At 37.0% G+C, this 19,796-nt stretch carries 23 protein-coding genes; all 23 read left to right on the top strand.

Going from position 1 to position 19,796, the window contains the following annotated elements:
- Nucleotides 1-5 precede the first annotated feature (5 nt).
- The 23 genes from M3Z76_RS05110 (at nucleotide 6) to M3Z76_RS05220 (ending at nucleotide 19,581) form a co-directional block, all read left to right on the top strand.
- On the top strand, nucleotides 6-1,205 hold the full coding sequence (locus M3Z76_RS05110) for a flagellar hook-length control protein FliK (RefSeq protein ID WP_293921333.1): 1,200 nt from the start codon (nucleotides 6-8) through the stop codon (nucleotides 1,203-1,205).
- 2 nt (nucleotides 1,206-1,207) lie between these two features.
- Nucleotides 1,208-1,930 carry a flagellar hook assembly protein FlgD gene (gene flgD, locus M3Z76_RS05115; RefSeq protein WP_293921332.1) on the top strand — a complete coding sequence of 241 codons (723 nt, stop codon included), beginning with the start codon at nucleotides 1,208-1,210 and terminating at the stop codon, nucleotides 1,928-1,930.
- 21 nt (nucleotides 1,931-1,951) lie between these two features.
- Nucleotides 1,952-2,317: a TIGR02530 family flagellar biosynthesis protein gene (locus M3Z76_RS05120; protein WP_293921384.1), complete on the top strand. Its 366-nt coding sequence runs from the start codon at nucleotides 1,952-1,954 to the stop codon at nucleotides 2,315-2,317.
- Nucleotides 2,318-2,413: 96 nt separating this feature from the next.
- Nucleotides 2,414-3,397 carry a flagellar hook-basal body complex protein gene (locus tag M3Z76_RS05125; protein ID WP_293921331.1) on the top strand — a complete coding sequence of 328 codons (984 nt, stop codon included), beginning with the start codon at nucleotides 2,414-2,416 and terminating at the stop codon, nucleotides 3,395-3,397.
- Between the two features lie 97 nt (nucleotides 3,398-3,494).
- The gene (locus M3Z76_RS05130; protein WP_293921330.1) at nucleotides 3,495-3,716 is read left to right on the top strand and encodes a flagellar FlbD family protein; all 222 of its coding nucleotides are present in this window, start codon (nucleotides 3,495-3,497) and stop codon (nucleotides 3,714-3,716) included.
- Nucleotides 3,706-4,134 carry a flagellar basal body-associated protein FliL gene (gene fliL / locus M3Z76_RS05135; RefSeq protein ID WP_293921329.1) on the top strand — a complete coding sequence of 143 codons (429 nt, stop codon included), beginning with the start codon at nucleotides 3,706-3,708 and terminating at the stop codon, nucleotides 4,132-4,134. Before M3Z76_RS05130 ends, fliL begins: the two co-directional genes overlap by 11 nt.
- A 35-nt stretch (nucleotides 4,135-4,169) precedes the next feature.
- Nucleotides 4,170-5,165: a flagellar motor switch protein FliM gene (fliM, locus tag M3Z76_RS05140; protein ID WP_293921328.1), complete on the top strand. Its 996-nt coding sequence runs from the start codon at nucleotides 4,170-4,172 to the stop codon at nucleotides 5,163-5,165.
- Nucleotides 5,158-6,381 (top strand): flagellar motor switch phosphatase FliY, encoded by a 1,224-nt coding sequence (gene fliY, locus M3Z76_RS05145; protein WP_293921327.1) that lies wholly within the window; start codon nucleotides 5,158-5,160, stop codon nucleotides 6,379-6,381. The genes fliM and fliY overlap by 8 nt, the downstream gene beginning before the upstream one ends.
- A 21-nt stretch (nucleotides 6,382-6,402) precedes the next feature.
- Nucleotides 6,403-6,765, top strand: coding sequence for a response regulator (locus M3Z76_RS05150; protein WP_293921326.1), 363 nt, complete (start codon nucleotides 6,403-6,405; stop codon nucleotides 6,763-6,765).
- Between the two features lie 4 nt (nucleotides 6,766-6,769).
- Nucleotides 6,770-7,444, top strand: coding sequence for a flagellar biosynthetic protein FliO (locus tag M3Z76_RS05155; RefSeq protein WP_293921324.1), 675 nt, complete (start codon nucleotides 6,770-6,772; stop codon nucleotides 7,442-7,444).
- Entirely contained in the window at nucleotides 7,441-8,106 is a 666-nt protein-coding gene (gene fliP / locus M3Z76_RS05160) for a flagellar type III secretion system pore protein FliP (protein ID WP_293921323.1), read from the top strand. Before M3Z76_RS05155 ends, fliP begins: the two co-directional genes overlap by 4 nt.
- 13 nt (nucleotides 8,107-8,119) lie before the next feature.
- Entirely contained in the window at nucleotides 8,120-8,389 is a 270-nt protein-coding gene (gene fliQ, locus M3Z76_RS05165; protein WP_293921322.1) for a flagellar biosynthesis protein FliQ, read from the top strand.
- A 3-nt stretch (nucleotides 8,390-8,392) separates the two neighbouring features.
- The gene (gene fliR / locus M3Z76_RS05170) at nucleotides 8,393-9,169 is read left to right on the top strand and encodes a flagellar biosynthetic protein FliR (RefSeq protein WP_293921321.1); all 777 of its coding nucleotides are present in this window, start codon (nucleotides 8,393-8,395) and stop codon (nucleotides 9,167-9,169) included.
- 1 nt (nucleotide 9,170) lies between these two features.
- Nucleotides 9,171-10,259: a flagellar biosynthesis protein FlhB gene (flhB, locus tag M3Z76_RS05175; protein WP_293921320.1), complete on the top strand. Its 1,089-nt coding sequence runs from the start codon at nucleotides 9,171-9,173 to the stop codon at nucleotides 10,257-10,259.
- 23 nt (nucleotides 10,260-10,282) lie between these two features.
- Entirely contained in the window at nucleotides 10,283-12,316 is a 2,034-nt protein-coding gene (flhA, locus tag M3Z76_RS05180) for a flagellar biosynthesis protein FlhA (RefSeq protein ID WP_293921319.1), read from the top strand.
- The gene (gene flhF / locus M3Z76_RS05185; RefSeq protein WP_293921318.1) at nucleotides 12,313-13,491 is read left to right on the top strand and encodes a flagellar biosynthesis GTPase FlhF; all 1,179 of its coding nucleotides are present in this window, start codon (nucleotides 12,313-12,315) and stop codon (nucleotides 13,489-13,491) included. Before flhA ends, flhF begins: the two co-directional genes overlap by 4 nt.
- On the top strand, nucleotides 13,488-14,360 hold the full coding sequence (locus M3Z76_RS05190) for a MinD/ParA family protein (protein WP_293921316.1): 873 nt from the start codon (nucleotides 13,488-13,490) through the stop codon (nucleotides 14,358-14,360). The genes flhF and M3Z76_RS05190 overlap by 4 nt, the downstream gene beginning before the upstream one ends.
- Nucleotides 14,361-14,411: 51 nt before the next feature.
- Complete coding sequence (locus tag M3Z76_RS05195; RefSeq protein WP_406601116.1) at nucleotides 14,412-15,497, top strand: protein-glutamate methylesterase/protein-glutamine glutaminase; 1,086 nt, start codon at nucleotides 14,412-14,414, stop codon at nucleotides 15,495-15,497.
- 14 nt (nucleotides 15,498-15,511) lie between these two features.
- A complete protein-coding gene (locus M3Z76_RS05200) occupies nucleotides 15,512-17,557 on the top strand; it encodes a chemotaxis protein CheA (protein ID WP_293921314.1) in 2,046 nt (681 codons plus the stop codon).
- A 24-nt stretch (nucleotides 17,558-17,581) separates the two neighbouring features.
- Complete coding sequence (locus tag M3Z76_RS05205; RefSeq protein ID WP_293921312.1) at nucleotides 17,582-18,028, top strand: chemotaxis protein CheW; 447 nt, start codon at nucleotides 17,582-17,584, stop codon at nucleotides 18,026-18,028.
- 54 nt (nucleotides 18,029-18,082) lie between these two features.
- A complete protein-coding gene (locus M3Z76_RS05210) occupies nucleotides 18,083-18,715 on the top strand; it encodes a chemotaxis protein CheC (protein ID WP_293921311.1) in 633 nt (210 codons plus the stop codon).
- Nucleotides 18,716-19,213: a chemotaxis protein CheD gene (locus tag M3Z76_RS05215; protein WP_293921310.1), complete on the top strand. Its 498-nt coding sequence runs from the start codon at nucleotides 18,716-18,718 to the stop codon at nucleotides 19,211-19,213.
- Nucleotides 19,213-19,581 carry a multidrug transporter gene (locus M3Z76_RS05220; protein WP_293921308.1) on the top strand — a complete coding sequence of 123 codons (369 nt, stop codon included), beginning with the start codon at nucleotides 19,213-19,215 and terminating at the stop codon, nucleotides 19,579-19,581. Before M3Z76_RS05215 ends, M3Z76_RS05220 begins: the two co-directional genes overlap by 1 nt.
- Nucleotides 19,582-19,796 lie beyond the last annotated feature (215 nt).

Below are 19,796 nucleotides of genomic sequence, written 5' to 3' on the forward strand. Positions count from 1 at the left end.
AAAAAATGAATATCGCAATGATGCAACAACTAGCACCAAAAGTGGAAGTGCCAAAGCAGACTGTGCCAGCAGGTAAAAATGAACAGCTAAGTCAAGAAAAATTCGGCTCTGTGTTTAACAAAATTTTAGCAACAACAAATCAACCAGCGACACAGCAAAATGCCCCAGCTGCAACAGATTTAAATGCAGTGGGAGAGCTGATTTCAGCAGATTCGTTAGAGGAAGTATTAGAGATACTGGGCATTCCTCATGATGCAGCATTGTTATTTATTGAAGTTGAAGGTGATGCAATTGCTGTTGAAGACATGATGAATCTCGAGGATTTAGCAGCAGCTTTAAGCATGGAGAAAGAGGAGCTTGTAACACTTATTGAGCAGCTACTTGGAGAAGAAATGCCAATCGAGGATATTTGGACTCTATTTGAGCAAGCACCAAATTTACTAGCGCAAATTATGAGCGCATTGCAAGGTGAGCATCAAGTGCCACCACAGCAAGCTGAAAAAGTAATCGCTGTACTAAAATTAGCTGAAGTTATTGCTACTAAAACAGACACTGTTTATACACAGGAAGTTCAGTTAATACAAGTAAAAGAAGCATTCCAACAAGTTGCTACACAGCTTCAGCAAACTGTACAAGTGCAACAACAAGCACCTAAAGCAGCAGTCTTGCAGCAAGTGCCAGTAAATAAGCAGGAAACAGACGCGACACAGCCAGCGCCAATTACATCACAGCAATCATCAGCAGCTGTAAAAACTGTAACAGTGACGTTACCAGCTGAGCGTCCAGCGCAATCAGAGGCATTGATAAAAGAAATACAAAATTTAATTAATCGTAGTCAACTGTCTAGCACACAAGGTACTATGAAGTTAATGCTAAAGCTTTATCCAGAAAATTTGGGCTCTATCCGTATCGAAATTATGCAAAAAGATGGCATGTTAACAGCAAGATTACTTGCAACAACTACAGCAGGGAAAGAATTGCTTGATTCAAACTTACAGCAATTAAAAGCAGGGCTTGCTGCTCAAAACATCCAAGTAGAGCGTCTTGATGTATCACAGGCTTTACAAGATGCAGAACGTAATATGCGTGACCAAAGCTTCTTTAATAACTTCTTTAAACAGCAAAATCAGGAGCAAGAAGCTCAAAAAGATGAAGAAAATGATGATAAAAAGTCATTTAGTGAGTTTTTAAATGAGGAGGTGTAAAAATGACGACAACGCCAACTACAAATACCGCTTCAAGTAAAGTTACAGACGATCTTTATTACTCAAGCTATAAAGCACCTGTCAGAGAAACTGGAAATAGTGCATTGGGGAAAGATGCCTTTTTAAAGCTACTAATTACCCAATTGCAAAACCAAGATCCAACAAATCCAATGAACGACCGCGAGTTTATAGCTCAAATGGCTCAATTTTCATCTTTAGAACAGATGCAGAATATGACAAAAGCCATAGAGGTCCTAGTGGAATCACAACAACAAACACAATTAATGTCCTATACTACTTTTATTGGTAAAGAGGTAAAATGGCATGAGTTAACAGATAAATTAGATGAGACGGGCAAGCCAATTGCTGTTGAAGGTGCTGGCACGATTGTTGAATTGAAATTTGTTGATGGTCAACCACAATTCATATTAGATGATGGTAAAACAATTTCAGCAGGGAATATTTCTTCAATTACTGGCAATGGCTCTTTATCTGGTACAGGTAATCCATTTGCAGAGGCGAGTAAATTAATTGGACAAACTGTTCGCTATGAAGTTGATGGGCAAGCAATTGAAGCTTTAATTGAAGCGATTACAATGAAAAACGGCTCTATTGTTTATTTGCTAAATAATGGGACGCGATTAACGAAAGATCAGTTTGAAGTAGTGGAAGAATCAAAAGATGAGTCAGTAGATAAAGAAGAATCTACAAATGAAGGCAAATAAGGTGGTGTGTAGATGAAACAGATGAATTCGATTCAGCGCATTCCATATCATCCACCATTGCAGCCGACAAAGCAAGTTAAGCAAGCAACATCGACATCTTTTATCGAGCAATTGCAAGCGGCGGTTGGTAAGCAACATTTAAAAATAAGTAAACATGCAACAGAGCGTTTACAAGAAAGAAATATTCTAATTTCTGATGAAGAATGGCAACAAGTGACAGATAGCGTACTTGAGGCACATGACAAAGGTGTTCGTCAGCCATTAGTCTTAATGGAACAAGCAGCATTAATTGTTAACGCTAAAAATGCTACAGTAATTACAGCAATGGATCGTTTAGAAGCAAAAAAGCAAATTTTTACAAATATTGATGGCACTATTATATTATAGGCTGGACCTAAGAAGGAGGCCTATTGATGCTACTGACTGATTGAAGTGGCATCCGCAAGTAGAGAAATTAAGAAGACGAAGGGAGAACAAAACAATATGTTACGTTCAATGTACTCGGGTATTTCAGGTTTAAGAAACTTCCAAACTAAGCTGGATGTTATCGGTAACAACATCGCTAACGTAAATACACATGGCTTTAAAAAAGGTCGTGTTATTTTTAAAGATTTAATGTCTCAAACACAAGCAGGTGCTTCAGGTCCTTCAATGGGCGCTGGTGGTGTGAACGCAAAACAAATAGGTTTAGGTTCAACACTGGCGACAATCGATACAATTCATGGTACGGGTTCTCGTCAAAATACAGGTCGTGTACTTGATGTAGCTATGGAAGGTGAAGGGTTCTTTGTAGTTGGTAAACTAGCAGGGGATGATGTAGATGAAACTTTAATTGAAGGATTTACAGGTACAGCATATACTCGTGCAGGTAACTTCTACATGGACCGAGAGGGTTTCCTTGTAAACAGTAACGGCGATTATGTAATTGGTTGGATGCAAGAAGATGGCGATTTGCCAGATGGTATTACAGATGGAATGGTAAATCCAGATGGTGCAATTATTACACATTCTCCTTTACAAGGTGATGATGCAGTTGAAATTTCCGACTTAAAATGGGCTGAAGATGCATTGCAAAGAGAAGATGTTGCAGGTGGACGTATTTTAATCCCTACAGATGCACAGGAAATTTCAATTGGGGAAGATGGTACAGTAACATATGTAAGTGCTGATGGTATTTTAACATTCGCTGGACAAATAATGGTTGCCAAATTTCCAAATGCTGAAGGATTAACGAAGATGGGAAATAACTATTTCCAAGTGTCAGCTAACTCTGGTGAAACACAGTTTGGCGCTGGGTCTAGCTTTGGTATTGGTAAAACAGTATCAGGTGGTTTAGAAATGTCCAATGTTGACTTATCTGAAGAGTTTACAGAGATGATTGTCGCACAGCGTGGTTTCCAAGCGAATACGCGTATTATTACGACATCGGATGAGATTTTACAAGAGCTAGTAAACTTGAAGCGTTAATTTAATTTAGCAATAATCTCCTACTTCTAAAAGTAGTAGGGGGAATTCATTGTAAGGGAGGGTCGGGCCGGCACTTCGTTTGTCCGGCCCTAATTCAATGATTGAACTTACTCGTTTAAATGGTAAACGATTCACATTAAATGCATTATACATAGAAACCGTCGAATCTTTTCCAGATACGACGATTACCTTAACAACTGGTAGTAAATTAATTGTTTTAGAGAATGAAGAGCAAGTGCGACAAAAGGTGAAAGCCTTTTATCAACATATACAAATATTATCCAATCCGCATCTACGAGGTGAAGAAGATGAAGAGTAATAAGCTGTTGATGATTATGATTATTATTTTAGTAGCGATTATTTTGGTAGGAGCAATATTATTTGTTGTTTATATGAATGCAAATAAAGACTCTGTAGAAAAGGGGCCGACAATTGATGAAATTGTTGAAGCATCTATTGACGTACCAGAAATTAGAACCAATTTAAAGGATAAGCACGTTGTTATCATGCAAATGAAGCTTACAACAGATAGTAAAGAAGCAGCTGCCGAATTAGAGAAGCGTTTATTCCAAGTAAATAATATTGCGATTCAAGAATTATCTGATATGGAGCTAAAAGATTTAGAAGGCTCGCAAGGAAAAGAAGCATTTGGCAACATATTGAAGACTAAAGTTAATGAATTGATGCAAGATGGTGAGGTTACGAAAGTTTATCTAACTGCCTACATCAGCCAATAAATTAAAGAAACATCTTTTGAAATGGAGGTGGGCAAATGGCAGGAGATGTATTATCCCAATCAGAGATTGATGCGCTGTTATCGGCGATATCAACAGGTGAAATGTCAGCGGATGATATGAAAAAGGAAGATGAAACGAAAAAAGTAAAAGTTTATGATTTTAAACGTGCACTTCGTTTTTCAAAAGATCAAATCCGAAGTTTGACCCGAATACATGAAAACTTTGCTAGATTATTAACGACATCGTTTTCTGCACAGCTAAGAACCTATGTTCAAATCACAGTTGTATCTGTTGACCAAATACCTTTTGAGGAGTTTATTCGTTCAATACCGAATATGACATTAATAAATGTATTTGAAGTACCGCCATTAGATGGTAATATTTTAATGGAGATCAATCCAAACATCGCCTATTCGATGTTAGACCGTTTAATGGGGGGAGCAGGTTCAAGCCATAGTAATGTAGATAACTTAACTGAAATTGAAACGAAAATTATGACAAACCTATTTGAGCGCTCATTTGACAATTTGCGTGAGGCATGGGAAAGCATTGTAGAAATTGATCCAATGCTTGTTGAATTAGAGGTAAACCCGCAATTTTTACAAATGATTTCACCAAATGAGACGGTTGTTGTTATTTCATTAAATACTGTAATTGGTGAAACGACCGGGATGATTAATATTTGTTTACCTCACGTTGTGCTTGAACCAATCGTACCTAATTTATCAGTACGCTATTGGATGCAAGCAAATACGAAGCAAAATTCGCCTGAACAAACAAATTTCATACAAACTCGTGTGAAGCAATCGACATTACCAGTTATAGCGGAGCTTGGGAACACAACAATTTCAGTTGAGGATTTCTTAACAATGCAGCTAGGGGATGTTATACCATTAGAACAAAAAATTGATGAGCCTCTCATGTTGAAGGTCGGCGATATACCGAAATTCACGATACAGCCTGGTAAATTAGGGAAAAAGATGGCTGCTCAAATTATAGATCCTGTGGAAGGAGGAGACGAAGATGAGTGATGAAATGCTCTCCCAAGAAGAGATTGAAGCCTTGTTAAGAGGTGAAACTTTAGAAAATAAAAGCGAGACATCAGAAGATGCCATTGCAGCATCAGAGGAAGTTAAAATAGAGGATTATCTTAGTCCGATAGAGCAGGATGCTTTAGGTGAGATTGGAAATATTTCGTTTGGGAGCTCAGCCACTGCATTATCTGCATTGCTTGGTCAAAAAGTAGATATTACAACACCTAGCATTTCAATGATTAATCGCAACCGTTTAGAGGAGGAATTTCCTCATCCTTATGTAGCGATACAAGTAGAGTATACAATTGGTCTAATCGGAATGAACTTACTTGTTATTAAGCAATCAGATGCAGCAATTATTGCAGATTTGATGCTCGGTGGCGATGGATTAAATCCGAAGCCAGAGCTTGGTGAAATTCAATTAAGTGCTGTGCAAGAAGCGATGAATCAAATGATGGGCTCAGCGGCAACATCCATGTCAACAATCTTTAATCAAAAAGTAGATATTTCACCACCAACAATTGATTTAATGAATATCTCTCAAAATGAAGGAAAGGATAATTTGCCTGATGATGATTTATTAGTGCGTGTATCCTTTAAATTACGCATTGGTGAATTAATTGATTCGAACATTATGCAATTATTGCCTTTAAATTTTAGTAAGAAAATAGTAAAGTCATTAATGGGGGAAACTGATGAAGAAGCATCGACAGCAGTGGAAGCTGTAGCTCAGCCCACACCATCGTCCGCTTCTACACCAGCACAGCAACAGCAACCAGTACAGCAACAACCAGTACAACAACAGCAGCCGATGCAACAGCAACCTATGTATGAGCAGCCGGTACAACAGCAGCAGCCAATGTATCAACAACCTGCTTACCAAATGCCACCGGTAAATGTACAGCCAGCACAATTTGCAAGCTTTGAGCAAGCAAATTTATCACAGCAAGAGGCGCATAATTTAAATATGCTGTTAGACATTCCGTTACAAGTAACGGTGGAGCTTGGAAGAACGAAGCGTTCTGTTAAGGAGATTTTGGAGCTTTCAAGTGGTTCTATTATTGAGCTAGATAAATTAGCAGGTGAACCTGTTGATATTTTAGTAAATAGTCGCTTAATTGCGAAAGGTGAAGTTGTTGTTATTGATGAGAATTTCGGTGTTCGTATTACAGATATTTTAAGTCAAGCAGATCGCTTGAATAACTTACGATAGTTTAAATTGGAGGAATTAATTATGTCTAAAAAGATTTTAATTGTTGATGATGCTGCTTTCATGCGTATGATGATTAAAGATATTTTAACGAAAAATGGTTATGAAGTAGTAGGAGAAGCAGCGGATGGTGCGCAAGCGGTAGAGAAATACAATGAATTACGTCCAGATTTAGTAACAATGGATATTACAATGCCTGAAATGGACGGTATTGCGGCACTAAAAGCAATTAAAGGAACACATCCAAATGCTATTATTATTATGTGCTCTGCAATGGGACAACAAGCAATGGTAATTGATGCAATTCAAGCTGGTGCGAAAGATTTCATCGTAAAGCCATTCCAAGCTGACCGTGTAATTGAAGCAATCCAAAAAGCTTTAGGTTGATAGAATGCTAAAAAACAAATCATTACATGCGTATTTTTTTGTGATGCTGCTTGTATTGATTGCCGTTTTTATACCGATTGAAGCACATGCAGCTGTAGAGGGATTTGTTAAAGACAACTACCCATCTATAAATGATGAGAAGAAGGATAAGGATATAAATAATACTGAAACAGATGCCGATACGAATGAAATTGCTCCGGCATCTGAATCTTTCAGTTTATGGGGGTTTATCAAAGTATTTTTAGCCTTTATTTTCGTATTAGCTCTACTCATTGCTGTGCTCAAATTTTTAAATAAGCGCAATGTCAAATATCAACAAAATAGTGTTGTGCGGAATGTTGGTGGAATATCTGTTGGCGCACAAAAATCTGTTCAAATTCTTCAAGTTGGCAACCGCCTTTATATGGTTGGTGTTGGTGAAAATGTGCAACTCTTAAAAGAGGTGTCAGATGAAGAGGAGATTGAACAAATTTTATCTCACTATGATGAGAAACAAACAGCGATATCAACAGTGCCTTATATTGTAGAGTTGTTTAAAGGGAAATCGGAACAAAAGCAAAAAACGGAGCAACAAGCACAAAGCTTTGGCAATATATTTGATAGCAAACTATCAGAAATAAAAAAAGAACGTAGTAATGGACTAGAGCAATGGAAAGAAAAGGAGCATGATAAGCAATGATGTCATTAATTACTGCATTCTCTGATTTTGATCCAGCAAATGTCTCGACGTCCGTCAAATTACTTCTTTTACTAACTGTACTGTCTTTAGCACCTAGTATTTTAATTTTGATGACATCGTTTACACGTATCGTCATCGTTTTATCTTTTACGAGAACTGCACTGGCTACACAGCAAATGCCCCCAAACCAAGTAATTATTGGGTTAGCGTTATTTTTAACATTTTTTGTTATGGCACCTACCTTCCAAGAAGTGAATGATCAAGCTTTACAGCCGTTGTTTAATGAGGAAATCGGGCTTGAGGAAGCATACGATCGTGCCGCAGTGCCCTTTAAAGAGTTTATGGCAGAGCATACGAGGCAGAAGGATTTAGAATTATTTATTTCATATAATCAAGCAGAGCGGCCAGCAACAATTGAGGAAATACCACTTACAATGCTAGTACCCGCCTTTGCGTTAAGTGAAATAAAAACAGCATTTCAAATGGGCTTTATGATTTTCATTCCTTTTTTAGTAATCGACATGGTTGTAGCAAGTACCTTGATGTCGATGGGGATGATGATGTTACCGCCTGTTATGGTTTCATTGCCATTTAAAATTCTATTATTTGTATTGGTAGATGGCTGGTATTTAGTAATGAAATCATTACTTCAAAGTTTTTAGGGGATGATACATAATGACACAAGAAATGGTCATTTCAGTTGCAGAGCGAGCAGTGTTTGTTATCTTGATTACTTCAGGACCACTATTATTAATTGCGTTAGCGACAGGGTTGCTAGTTAGTATTTTCCAAGCAACAACATCGATTCAGGAGCAAACATTAGCTTTTGTACCAAAAATCGTTGCTGTATTTGTCGCACTTATCTTTTTTGGACCATTTATGATTTCACAAATGACGAATTATTTCCATGATATTTTAAATAATTTAGTTCGTTTTATAGGATAAAAGATGGTAGAATTAGTTCCTAAAATAACTGTCCTGCTGTTAATTTTTGTTCGTGTTTCTGCCTTTTTTGTATCTATTCCGTTATTTTCATATCGCACAATACCACCTCAAATGAGGATTGCTTTAGCGTTTGCGCTATCATTAATTATGTATTATACATTTCCAAATGAGGCAATTGCATTTGATGGTACTTACATACTACTTGTATTAAAAGAAGCAATTATTGGATTAATGCTCGGTTTAATCGCTTATATGATTATGTCAGCAGTCCAAATTGCGGGAGGATTTATCGATTTTCAAATGGGCTTTGCAATGGCCAATATTATTGATCCACAAACAGGTACCCAAAGTCCATTAATGGGTCAATTTTTTAACTTCCTAGCCTTGTTGACGATGTTAGCTATTAATGGGCATCACCTATTGCTAGATGGTATTTTTTATAGCTATCAGTTTATACCAATGGATCAGCTTTTCCCTAATTTCGGCAGTGAGGCGACGGTGGAGTTTATTTTAAAAACATTTACAGCTGTATTTGCTATTGCCTTTCAAATGTCAGCTCCAATAATTGCAACATTATTTTTAGTTACAGTAGCACTTGGTATAACAGGAAAAACTGTACCGCAAATGAATATTTTTGTCGTCGGTTTCCCGATTAAAATTGCAGTTGGCTTCATCGTGTTAATTGTGACGATGGGCGTTATGGTAGGCGTTATGCAAAGGCTGATTGAGATGATGGTTGTGCACTTACGAGATTTAATGGTTCTTTTAGGTGGTGGCTAACATGAAACTTTATATAACGTTGGACCTTCAATTTTTTGCAGGTGAAAAAACGGAGAAAGCGACCCCTAAAAAGCGGCAAGATGCGAGAAAAAAGGGACAAGTATTAAAAAGTCAGGATGTAACAGCTGCAGTTTTATTGCTTCTGATGTTCATTTTTTTATTTGTTGCTGCACCATCTATGTTTAAAGGTTTAGTCGATTTTTTAAACCAAACATTTGAGCGTAACTTATTAATTGATACACTAACCGCAGATGTGGCAATGGAGATGTTTGTCGAATCTTTAAAGGAAATGGCAAAAATTGTTTTGCCAATCATGCTAGCTGCGATGGTTGCAGGTATTGGAGCTAACTATTTCCAATTTGGCTTGTTATTCACAACAGAAACGTTAAAATTAGATTTAAAAAAAATGGATCCAATTAAAGGGATAAAAAAAATTATTTCTTTAAGGGCGATTATCAATTTAATTAAATCGTTACTAAAAGTGTCTTTTATTGGTGCTGTTACAACAATTGTAATTTGGATGAATTTAGAAAAAGTATTATCTTTAGCTTTTAAGAGCCCTTGGGAAAGTTTAGGGACAGTTGCTTACTTAACTGGGATTATGGGTCTTGCGGCTGCATTAATGCTTGTCTTTATCGCATTGCTTGATTATATGTACGAAAAATATGAATATGAAAAGCAGTTAAAAATGTCTAAGCAAGATATTAAAGATGAACATAAAAATAGTGAAGGTGATCCTTTAATTAAATCGAAAATTAAGCAACGACAACGCGAAATGGCGATGCGTCGTATGATGCAGGAAATACCATCAGCGGATGTCGTCATTACAAACCCGACGCACTATGCTATCGCATTAAAATATGATGAAGATAGCATGGATGCACCAAGGGTTGTTGCAAAAGGAACTGATTTTGTAGCACAAAAAATTAAAATGATTGCAAAAGAGCATGATGTCATTATGGTGGAAAATCGACCATTGGCACGTGCGATGTATGACCAAGTAGAAATTGGTGATGCCGTACCAGAAGAGTTTTTTAAAGCAGTAGCAGAAATTTTAGCATACGTATACCGTATTAAACGCAAAATTTAAGTACCGATTCAGGAGGGAAAGTAATGAAAATTCGCGATATAGGGGTTTTAGCTGCGGTTATTTTAGTAGTAGCGATGCTCATTATCCCTCTACCAACGTGGTTGTTAAGCTTTCTTATTATTATTAATATAACGCTTGCCCTACTCGTGCTATTAACCGCTATGAATATGAAGGAAGCTTTAGATTTTTCTATTTTCCCATCCGTTATCTTGTTATTAACGCTATTTCGTTTAGGGTTGAGTGTTTCTACAACACGTGCCATCTTAGCGAATGGTGATGCCGGTGAGGTAGTAGAAACCTTCGGTAATTTCGTAACAGGTGGAAATATTTTAGTCGGTTTAGTTATTTTCATGCTGTTAGTTATTATTCAATTTATTGTTATTACAAAAGGGGCAGAGCGTGTAGCTGAAGTTGCAGCACGTTTCACATTGGATGCGATGCCTGGTAAGCAGATGAGTATTGATGCTGATTTAAATGCTGGCATTATTTCTGAAAAGGAAGCACGTGAACGACGTGACAAAGTGGCTGGCGAATCGGACTTTTACGGAGCGATGGATGGTGCCACAAAGTTCGTAAAAGGGGATGCGATCGCCTCGATTATTATGGTATTTATCAACCTATTATTTGGGATGATTATCGGAATACTTAATTTAGGTTTAAGCTTTGGTGAAGCAGCAAATAAATTCTCCATATTAACGGTGGGGGATGGTCTTGTATCGCAAATTCCAGCACTGTTAATTTCAACTGCAACAGGTATTGTCGTAACACGTGCAGCATCTGATGGCAATTTAGGCGAGGATATTACAAGGCAATTATTTGCACAATCTAAATTGCTTTACGTAGCAGGGGCTACTATTTTTTTACTTGGCTTATTTACGCCAATTCCATTTTGGATTACGATTCCAATTTCTGGCGCATTAGCGATTGGTGCTTGGTTAATGGATCGTAAACAGGAGGAAAGCCCAGAAGAGCTGCTTGAACTAGAGGAAGAAGTTGCAACAGATACGATGAAAAGTCCCGAGAATGTTGTTAATTTATTAAATGTCGATCCAATTGAGTTTGAATTTGGCTACGGCTTAATTCCACTCGTAGATGCTTCACAAGGTGGAGATTTATTAGATCGGGTTGTCATGATTCGCCGCCAGCTAGCATTAGAACTAGGTATTGTTATTCCGGTTGTGCGAATTCGTGACAATATACAATTACAACCAAATGAATATCGCATTAAAATTAAAGGAAATGAAATGGCGCGTGGCGAACTTTTATTAGATCACTATTTAGCGATGAGTCCTGGTGATGATGATAGTATTGAAGGTATCGATACAATTGAACCATCCTTTGGCTTGCCTGCCAAATGGATTACAGAGCAAGTGAAGGAAGAGGCAGAAATGCTCGGTTATACAGTTGTTGACCCACCAAGCGTTGTATCAACACATTTAACAGAAATGATTCGAGCGAATGCATATGAATTGCTTGGACGCCAAGAAACGAAACAATTAATTGATCATTTACGTGAAACACATGCTATTTTAGTAGAGGAATTGACGCCTACACCATTATCTATTGGAGAAATTCAAAAGGTGCTTAGCAAGCTATTACGTGAAAATGTATCGATTCGTAACTTGCCAATTATTTTTGAAACGCTAGCGGACTATTCAAAGCTAACAAGTGATACAGATATATTAACGGAATATGTGAGACAAGCACTTGCAAGGCAAATTACAACACAATATGTCAACGGTCAGCCAGCACTTAAAGTAATTACGGTTTCAGCGAAAGTCGAAAAATTAATTGCAGATAGCATTCAGCAAACAGATCATGGTAATTATTTGGCGATGGACCCACATGACTCCCAGTTGGTGTTGGAAACAATCGCAAAGGAAGTAGAACGAGTATCCTATATGGAACAATCACCGTTAATTTTATGTTCACCAGGTGTGCGTATGTATTTACGCCAATTAACGGAACGCTATTTCCCTCAAATTCCGATTTTAAGCTATAACGAACTTGATGCAGCTGTGGAAATTCAAAGTGTTGGAGTGGTGAATGTTGAATGAAGATGAAAAAATATAATGCACCATCCATAGCAGAAGCAATGAAACTAATTCGTGCTGATCTAGGGGATGATGCAGTAATTTTAAATTCCAAGGTCGTAGTAGATAAAAAGTTTTTTGGTCTAGTCAAAAAGAAGAGCTTTGAAGTTGTAGCAGGTATTGATAAGGTGGAAGCGAAGTCCGCTTTCCCACCTTTACAAGATTTGCAATTGTTAAAGCCGATTGTACAAGTACCAGCATCGACATCAGTAAAAGAAACTGAGCAAAAGGTTTTGAAAAAAGCATCATTAGAAGAGGATTCAGCTATAACAAATGAATTAAAAAAAGAAATTGCTGATTTAAAATCCATTATGCAATCATTACATCGACAATCCATTCAGTCAAAATACCCTGATGAACTCTTGCACTTTATCGATTATTTGAAACAGCAAGAGCTGAATGAAGAGCTCATCACACAAATTAGTGATGAGCTTTTTGTTAATATTAAAGATATAGATTCGATTGATTTTGAAAATTTCCAAGCAGCGACAGAGCGCGTATTGGAGCGCAAATTGCGCGACGTGGAAATTGGCGGCGTGTCGTATGACAAAAAATATATTAATGTGCTTGGTCCAACTGGTGTGGGGAAAACGACTACGATTGCGAAGATGGCTGCAAGAGCTGTGCTAGAAAAGAAAAAGAAGGTCGGCTTTATTACAACAGATACATATCGTATTGCGGCAATTGAGCAGCTTAAAACATACGCTGGTTTACTACAAGTGCCAATTGAAATCGTTTATAGTGCTGAAGATTATAAAGCGGCGATTGAAAAATTTGCGCATTTAGATTTAGTATTTATTGATACTGCTGGCCGTAATTATAAAGAAGCTAAATATATCACAGATTTGCAGCAGCTCATCAAATTTGGCGATAATGTACAAACATTTTTAGTCTTGTCCTTAACATCAAAAGAACAAGATTTAGATGTAATTATTAAGCAATTTGAGCAAATTCATGTCGAAAAATTCATTTTTACGAAGCTAGATGAGACAAATTCTATTGGCACAATGTTCAATTTAATGATTAAATATAAGAAAGGACTTGCTTACTATACAAATGGGCAAGAAGTACCGGAAGATATAGAGGAGCCAAGTTTAGAAAAAATGTTTGAGTTGTTCTTTCGAGGAGAAATTACATGAGAGATCAGGCTGAAATTTTACGAATGAAAATGCTAGAAAGTCAAGGTGCCCTTGGAAAATCATTAGCAATAGTAAGCGGTAAAGGCGGTGTAGGAAAAAGTAACTTTACAACGAATTTTGCGGCATTATTAGCGAAGGAAGGAAAGAATGTTGTTATTTTAGATATGGATATCGGTATGGGCAACATTCATATTCTTTTTGGTAAAACGACAGAATATAGTTTAAAAGATTATCTACAGGGGAATGTGACACTCAAGCAAGCGATGTTTGAAGGACCAAATGGTGTACGCTACATCTCAGGAGGCTCAGGAATGTCGGCATTAGTAGAATGGTCTGACTCTATGTTTGAGGCACTTATTGAGGCGTTTAGACAGCTACAGCAATCATTTGACTATATTTTATTTGATATGGGAGCTGGAGCAACAAATTGGTCGCTCGATTTATTAACATCAATCGATGAAATTATCGTTATTTCTACAGCAGAGCCAACCGCTATTATGGATGCTTATTCGATGATGAAGTTTATTCATTTAAAAGACAGCGAAAAAACATTTTATCTATTATGTAATCGCGTTATGTCTAAAGAAGAAGGACAGGAGACGCTCAGTCGTTTAAATGGAGCTATGCAAAAATTTATGTCGAAGGAAGTTATACCGCTAGGCTCATTGCCAGAGGACCCTGTCGTACGAAAGGCTGTAAGAGAGCAAGTACCCTTTACTATTTTATATCCGAATGCTCCAATTTCAAAAACGATGCAACAAATTGTGCAACGTTTTTTACAAGAAACAACAGAAGAAATACATGCACCGAAACATTCGAATAATTTTTTAACGAAACTGAAAAGTATTTTTTCGAAAGGGCGTGATTAGTTGAGATTTTCAAATAAGAAAAAGTTGCTTATTGTAGATGATTCGGCTTTTATGAGAAAGCTAGTTGGCGACTTTTTTGATGGGAACTTAAATATTGAAGTGGTGGGAACAGCGCGCAATGGGAAAGATGCAATTGAAAAAATACAACAACTGCAACCAAATGTTGTCACAATGGATGTAGAAATGCCTGAAATGAATGGCTTAGATGCCTTAAGAGAAATTATGAATCAATGTCCTGTGCCGGTAGTGATGCTATCAAGCACAACAAAGCAAGGCACGGAAAATACGTTAGCAGCAATGGAGTATGGCGCTGTAGATTTTGTTGCTAAAACGAGCGGTACCATTTCTCTTGATTTACATAAAATTAAAGAGGAATTAGTTCAAAAAGTAGAAGCTGCTGCGAACATCTCTGTTACGAAGTTGAAAAGACCGATGAAACCGATTCACAGAAAAGAAGTAGTGAAAGTAGAGAAATCATTGAATACGCCGCCACCGACAATCAAAAAGCAGCAGCCGGTAGAGTTAACAACACTCCCAAATAAGAAAGAGTGGAGCAGGACATCTAGAAAAATTATTTTAATTGGCACATCCACAGGAGGACCCCGTGCATTGCAAGAAGTGATTACGAAAATTCCTGAAAACGTTCGTGCACCAATTTTAATTGTGCAACATATGCCAGCAGGTTTTACAAAATCTTTAGCAAATCGTTTAGATCAATTAAGTAATATTCATGTAAAAGAAGCAGAACAAGGTGATATTTTAAAGGATGGCGTTGCCTATATTGCACCAGGCGGCTATCATCTAAGGCTTCGTAAAATTGGAACGACCTATGGGATTGTGCTTGATCAGACAGAGCCACCAAGATCGGGTCACCGTCCATCAGTAGACGTGATGTTTGAGGATGTTAGTAATTGTCCTGATATGGATAAAGTGGCAGTGATTATGACTGGTATGGGCCAAGATGGAGCAAACGGTTTAAAAGAATTAAAAAAATCAGGTAATGTAAGAGCAATTGCTGAATCTGCGGATACTTGTATCGTTTACGGTATGCCAAAAGCAGCAGTAGAAACACAGCTTGTTGATGAAGTGGTAGACGTAGAGGATATCGCACAAACAATTATGAAATATATGTACTAAAGGGGTGCCTTCATATGGAAGTAAATCAATATTTAGAAATGTTCATCGAAGAAAGTAAAGAACATTTACAGTCATGTAGTGAACATTTATTAGAATTAGAAAAGAATCCACAAGATTTATCAATTGTTAATGAAATTTTCCGTTCAGCTCATACATTGAAAGGTATGTCTGCAACGATGGGGTTTGAGGATTTAGCGGATTTGACACATAAAATGGAAAATGTTTTAGATGCTATTCGCAATGAAAAAATTGAAGTAACGCCAGAAATTTTAGATGTTGTGTTTGAGTCTGTTGATCATCTAGAGGAAATGGTAATGAACATTGCAGAGGGCGGCGACGGTAAGCGCGATGTACAGGCGACAGTGGAGAAGTTAAAGCGCATTGAAGCAGGTGAGGAAGTAGGCCAGCCTGCCGCAGCAGAAGAAATAGCAGCAACAACAATTCAACAAGAATCGCATTTAGATTATGATGATTTTGAAAAAACAGTGTTAGCACAATCTATCGAGCAAGGGCATTCAGCATATGAAATTACGGTGACATTACGTGAAGATTGCTTATTAAAGGCAGCGCGTGTTTTCATGGTATTCGAGATTTTAGAAAAAAACGGAGATGTCATTAAATCTGTTCCAGCAGTTGATCGTTTAGAGGATGAACAATTTGACCAAGTATTCCATATTGCCTATATTTCAAAAGAACCTGCCGATGATTTACAAAAGAAATTAATGAAGGTTTCTGAAGTAGAAGAAGTAAAAGTCGTACCTTTAGAAGAAAAAGATGTACAGTCAGAGAAAAAAGTAGAGGTTGTTGAAGCAGAGCCACAGCCAGAATTAACGGTAAAAGCAGTGGCGGAAGTACCAGCTAAAAATGCCAAGGCACCAGTATCTAATAGTAAGTCTGGTGGTCATGTTTCGAACAAAATGATTCGCGTAAATATCGAGCGCCTTGATATTTTAATGAATCTGTTTGAAGAGCTTGTGATTGACCGTGGTCGTTTACAATCGATTTCTGCAGAAGTGAATCATCAAGAATTAAATGAAACAGTAGAACGTATGAGCCGTGTAATGGGAGATTTACAAAATATCGTCTTAACAATGCGCATGGTACAAGTTGAAACAGTATTTAATCGTTTCCCAAAAATGGTACGTCAATTATCGCGCGACTTAAATAAGAAAATTAATTTAGAAATTATTGGGGCAGAAACAGAGTTAGATCGCACTGTTATCGATGAAATCGGTGATCCGCTTGTGCATTTAATTCGTAACTCACTTGACCACGGTATTGAAAGTCCTGAAGTGCGTATTGCCAAAGGGAAGCCTGAAGAAGGAACTGTACAGCTACGTGCTTTCCATAGTGGAAACTATGTATTTATTGAAATTGAAGATGATGGTGCAGGCATTAACCGTGACAAAGTATTAGAAAAAGCCATTTCTAAAGGGATTGTTACGACAGAAACAGCCAAAACATTGTCAGATAAACAAATTAATGAGCTGATTTTAGCTTCTGGTTTCTCAACAGCAGATGTTATTTCTGATATTTCAGGTCGCGGTGTAGGGCTGGATGTTGTAAAAACAACAATCGAATCATTAGGTGGAAATATTTCCATTGACTCGACTGAAGGTGTTGGTTCAACATTCTCTATTCAACTGCCATTAACACTATCAATCATCTCTGTAATGCTTGTAGAAATCGAAAAAGAAATTTATGCAGTACCTTTATCGTCAATTATTGAAACATCTATTATCCGTCATTCAGATATTTTGAATGCACATAATCAAAAAGTAATTGACTTCCGTGGTAAAGTCGTACCGCTTGTATTCTTAGATGAAATTTTCGAAGTTCCACGTACAGAAGCACAGGATGACGAATTCTATTCTGTCGTAATTGTACGTAAAGGCGAAAAACTTGCTGGTTTAGTTGTTGATTCCTTTATCGGACAGCAGGAAATCGTATTGAAATCTTTAGGAAATTATTTAACAAATATTTTTGCAATTTCAGGTGCAACAATTTTAGGAAACGGAAAAGTAGCATTAATTGTTGATTGTAATGCGCTAATGAAGTGATAAGGATAAGAAGAGGTGTAAACTATGACAAATGCTGTTGAACAAGAATATATTAAAGTAATTGTTTTTCAATTAGCAGATAAAGAATATGCGATTCCAGTATCACATGTGCAAGGAATTGAAAAATTAATGCATATTACGCGTGTACCTAAAACGCCTGCCTATGTAAAAGGAGTTATTAATTTACGTGGCGTTGTTACACCAATTATTGATTTACGTGAACGTTTTAATTTACCGATTTTAGGTGAAGAGGATGCAGCACGTATCATTATTATTACGTTGGAAGATATGGAAGTAGGCTTTGTTGTTGATTCTGCTAATGACGTATTAGATATCGCTGCAGGCTCTATTGAGCAACAACCAGAAGTTGTAGGTTCTTTAGAAGAGGAGTTTATTTCAGGTGTTGCTAAGTTAGACAATCGTTTATTAATTTTATTGCATTTAGACAAAGTATTAAATCCATTAAGCTAAAATGACGCCTCTAATAGCTTTTGCTATTTAGAGGCTACTAAAGTAGGGATATGAATGAATTTCAATCAAAAAATTACTTCGCTGCATTTAGATGTATTAAAGGAAATTGGAAATATTGGTGCTGCACATGCAGCAACTGCACTGTCGGATTTGTTAAGCAAAAAAATTGATATGCAAGTACCTAAGGTCGAAATGGTGACATTTGACCATATGATGGAGCTAGCAGGGGGCTCTGAAACAGTTGTTGTGGGCGTTTTTTTAAGAATTGAAGGGGATGTTGAAGGCAGCATGTTTTTCATTCTGCCGATTGAACAAGCAAACCGCTTTATTCAACGTTTAATTCATGATGAGACGTTTGATTTTTATAAAGCCCCCGTGTCGGAGCTTGCGCTATCTGCGATGCAGGAAATGGGCAATATTTTATCAGGCTCCTATCTATCTGCACTATCAGATTTTACTAAATTAAAAATTTATCCGACTGTGCCAGGGTTAAGTGTTGACATGTTTGGCGCTATTATTAGTACAGGATTAATTGAATTATCTCAAGTAAGCGATCATGTTATCGTTATTAATACATCCATTTTTGAAGAAGATATCGCTATCTCTGAAGCTGTTCATGGGCATTTCTTTTTGTTACCAGACCCAGATTCATTCGCAACAATTTTTAAAGTGTTAGGTGTATCCTAAATGTTTACATCTGACACAATTGTTAAAGTAGGTATTGCACAAATGGATGTAGTAAAGGCACCTAAAACGATTCGTACATCTGGTTTAGGGTCGTGTGTAGGTGTTGTCATTTACGATGAAACGAAACAAATCGCTGGTTTAATTCATGTTATGCTTCCAGATTCGAGCTTAGGAAAAGTAGATGCTACAAATGTAGCTAAATTTGCTGATACAGGCATTAAAGCGCTATTAGACTTGTTAAAAGCAGAAGGTGTTCAAACGTTTAAACTAAAGGCGAAAATCGCTGGTGGTGCACAAATGTTCCAATTTACATCCGATAAAAGTTCTATGCGAATTGGTCCCCGCAATGTAGAAGCTGTAAAAAATGAACTAAATAAATATAAAATTCCTCTTATTGCAGAGGATACAGGTGGAAATAGTGGGCGAACAATTGAATTTAGTCCTGTTACGAACAAGTTAAATATTCGTACAGTGAACCGAGGGGTGAGTGAAATATAATGCTTGGTTCGATTTTAATAAATTGTTGGATTGCGTTAATTAGCTTTACTGCTTATTTCATCTATGCAATTCAAAAACCTTTTGTAATGCCACTTCCAACGTTATTAACGGCACTAGGTGTTGCATTTATTGGCTTTATCATCGCATTTCCACTACGTTATTTTTTAGGCTATATTTTTTATACACCACAAGAAATTGCGTTTAGTGGAGAATCCGTAGAAACTGAGGATACCACATCATCAGAAAATCAACCGTTTATTCAACAAAATGCTACATCAACAGTTGAGTTTGCTGATGAAAGCACGGAGGATATTGCACAGGTTGTACGGACAATGATGCATAAAGAGGATGAAATGGTCAATAGCTAATTTCCTTAATTGATGAAATAGAGGGCTGTTTAGAAAGATGAAAACTTTCTGAACAGTTCTTTTTTTTATAAGAAAGTATTCTGCGTACATATGAAAAATATGTGTGAATTTGTTATAATAGTTGTAATAATAAGGGCTGTCTAGAAAATTACTAATATTTTTTACAGAGCTGATGATTTGAAAAGAGTTAGCTAGCCATTACATTTTGGCTAACT

This window comes from Metasolibacillus sp. (assembly GCF_025291715.1).
GTDB classification, from domain to species: Bacteria; Bacillota; Bacilli; order Bacillales_A; family Planococcaceae; genus Metasolibacillus; species Metasolibacillus louembei.

Bases quoted from the DNA above. Each gene is read 5' to 3' on its own strand.
- M3Z76_RS05110 (WP_293921333.1), top strand. From the start codon at position 6: ATGAATATCGCAATGATGCAACAACTAGCACCAAAAGTGGAAGTGCCA.
- flgD (WP_293921332.1), top strand. From the start codon at position 1,208: ATGACGACAACGCCAACTACAAATACCGCTTCAAGTAAAGTTACAGAC.
- M3Z76_RS05120 (WP_293921384.1), top strand. From the start codon at position 1,952: ATGAATTCGATTCAGCGCATTCCATATCATCCACCATTGCAGCCGACA.
- M3Z76_RS05125 (WP_293921331.1), top strand. From the start codon at position 2,414: ATGTTACGTTCAATGTACTCGGGTATTTCAGGTTTAAGAAACTTCCAA.
- M3Z76_RS05130 (WP_293921330.1), top strand. From the start codon at position 3,495: ATGATTGAACTTACTCGTTTAAATGGTAAACGATTCACATTAAATGCA.
- fliL (WP_293921329.1), top strand. From the start codon at position 3,706: ATGAAGAGTAATAAGCTGTTGATGATTATGATTATTATTTTAGTAGCG.
- fliM (WP_293921328.1), top strand. From the start codon at position 4,170: ATGGCAGGAGATGTATTATCCCAATCAGAGATTGATGCGCTGTTATCG.
- fliY (WP_293921327.1), top strand. From the start codon at position 5,158: ATGAGTGATGAAATGCTCTCCCAAGAAGAGATTGAAGCCTTGTTAAGA.
- M3Z76_RS05150 (WP_293921326.1), top strand. From the start codon at position 6,403: ATGTCTAAAAAGATTTTAATTGTTGATGATGCTGCTTTCATGCGTATG.
- M3Z76_RS05155 (WP_293921324.1), top strand. From the start codon at position 6,770: ATGCTAAAAAACAAATCATTACATGCGTATTTTTTTGTGATGCTGCTT.
- fliP (WP_293921323.1), top strand. From the start codon at position 7,441: ATGATGTCATTAATTACTGCATTCTCTGATTTTGATCCAGCAAATGTC.
- fliQ (WP_293921322.1), top strand. From the start codon at position 8,120: ATGACACAAGAAATGGTCATTTCAGTTGCAGAGCGAGCAGTGTTTGTT.
- fliR (WP_293921321.1), top strand. From the start codon at position 8,393: ATGGTAGAATTAGTTCCTAAAATAACTGTCCTGCTGTTAATTTTTGTT.
- flhB (WP_293921320.1), top strand. From the start codon at position 9,171: ATGAAACTTTATATAACGTTGGACCTTCAATTTTTTGCAGGTGAAAAA.
- flhA (WP_293921319.1), top strand. From the start codon at position 10,283: ATGAAAATTCGCGATATAGGGGTTTTAGCTGCGGTTATTTTAGTAGTA.
- flhF (WP_293921318.1), top strand. From the start codon at position 12,313: ATGAAGATGAAAAAATATAATGCACCATCCATAGCAGAAGCAATGAAA.
- M3Z76_RS05190 (WP_293921316.1), top strand. From the start codon at position 13,488: ATGAGAGATCAGGCTGAAATTTTACGAATGAAAATGCTAGAAAGTCAA.
- M3Z76_RS05195 (WP_406601116.1), top strand. From the start codon at position 14,412: ATGAGAAAGCTAGTTGGCGACTTTTTTGATGGGAACTTAAATATTGAA.
- M3Z76_RS05200 (WP_293921314.1), top strand. From the start codon at position 15,512: ATGGAAGTAAATCAATATTTAGAAATGTTCATCGAAGAAAGTAAAGAA.
- M3Z76_RS05205 (WP_293921312.1), top strand. From the start codon at position 17,582: ATGACAAATGCTGTTGAACAAGAATATATTAAAGTAATTGTTTTTCAA.
- M3Z76_RS05210 (WP_293921311.1), top strand. From the start codon at position 18,083: ATGAATTTCAATCAAAAAATTACTTCGCTGCATTTAGATGTATTAAAG.
- M3Z76_RS05215 (WP_293921310.1), top strand. From the start codon at position 18,716: ATGTTTACATCTGACACAATTGTTAAAGTAGGTATTGCACAAATGGAT.
- M3Z76_RS05220 (WP_293921308.1), top strand. From the start codon at position 19,213: ATGCTTGGTTCGATTTTAATAAATTGTTGGATTGCGTTAATTAGCTTT.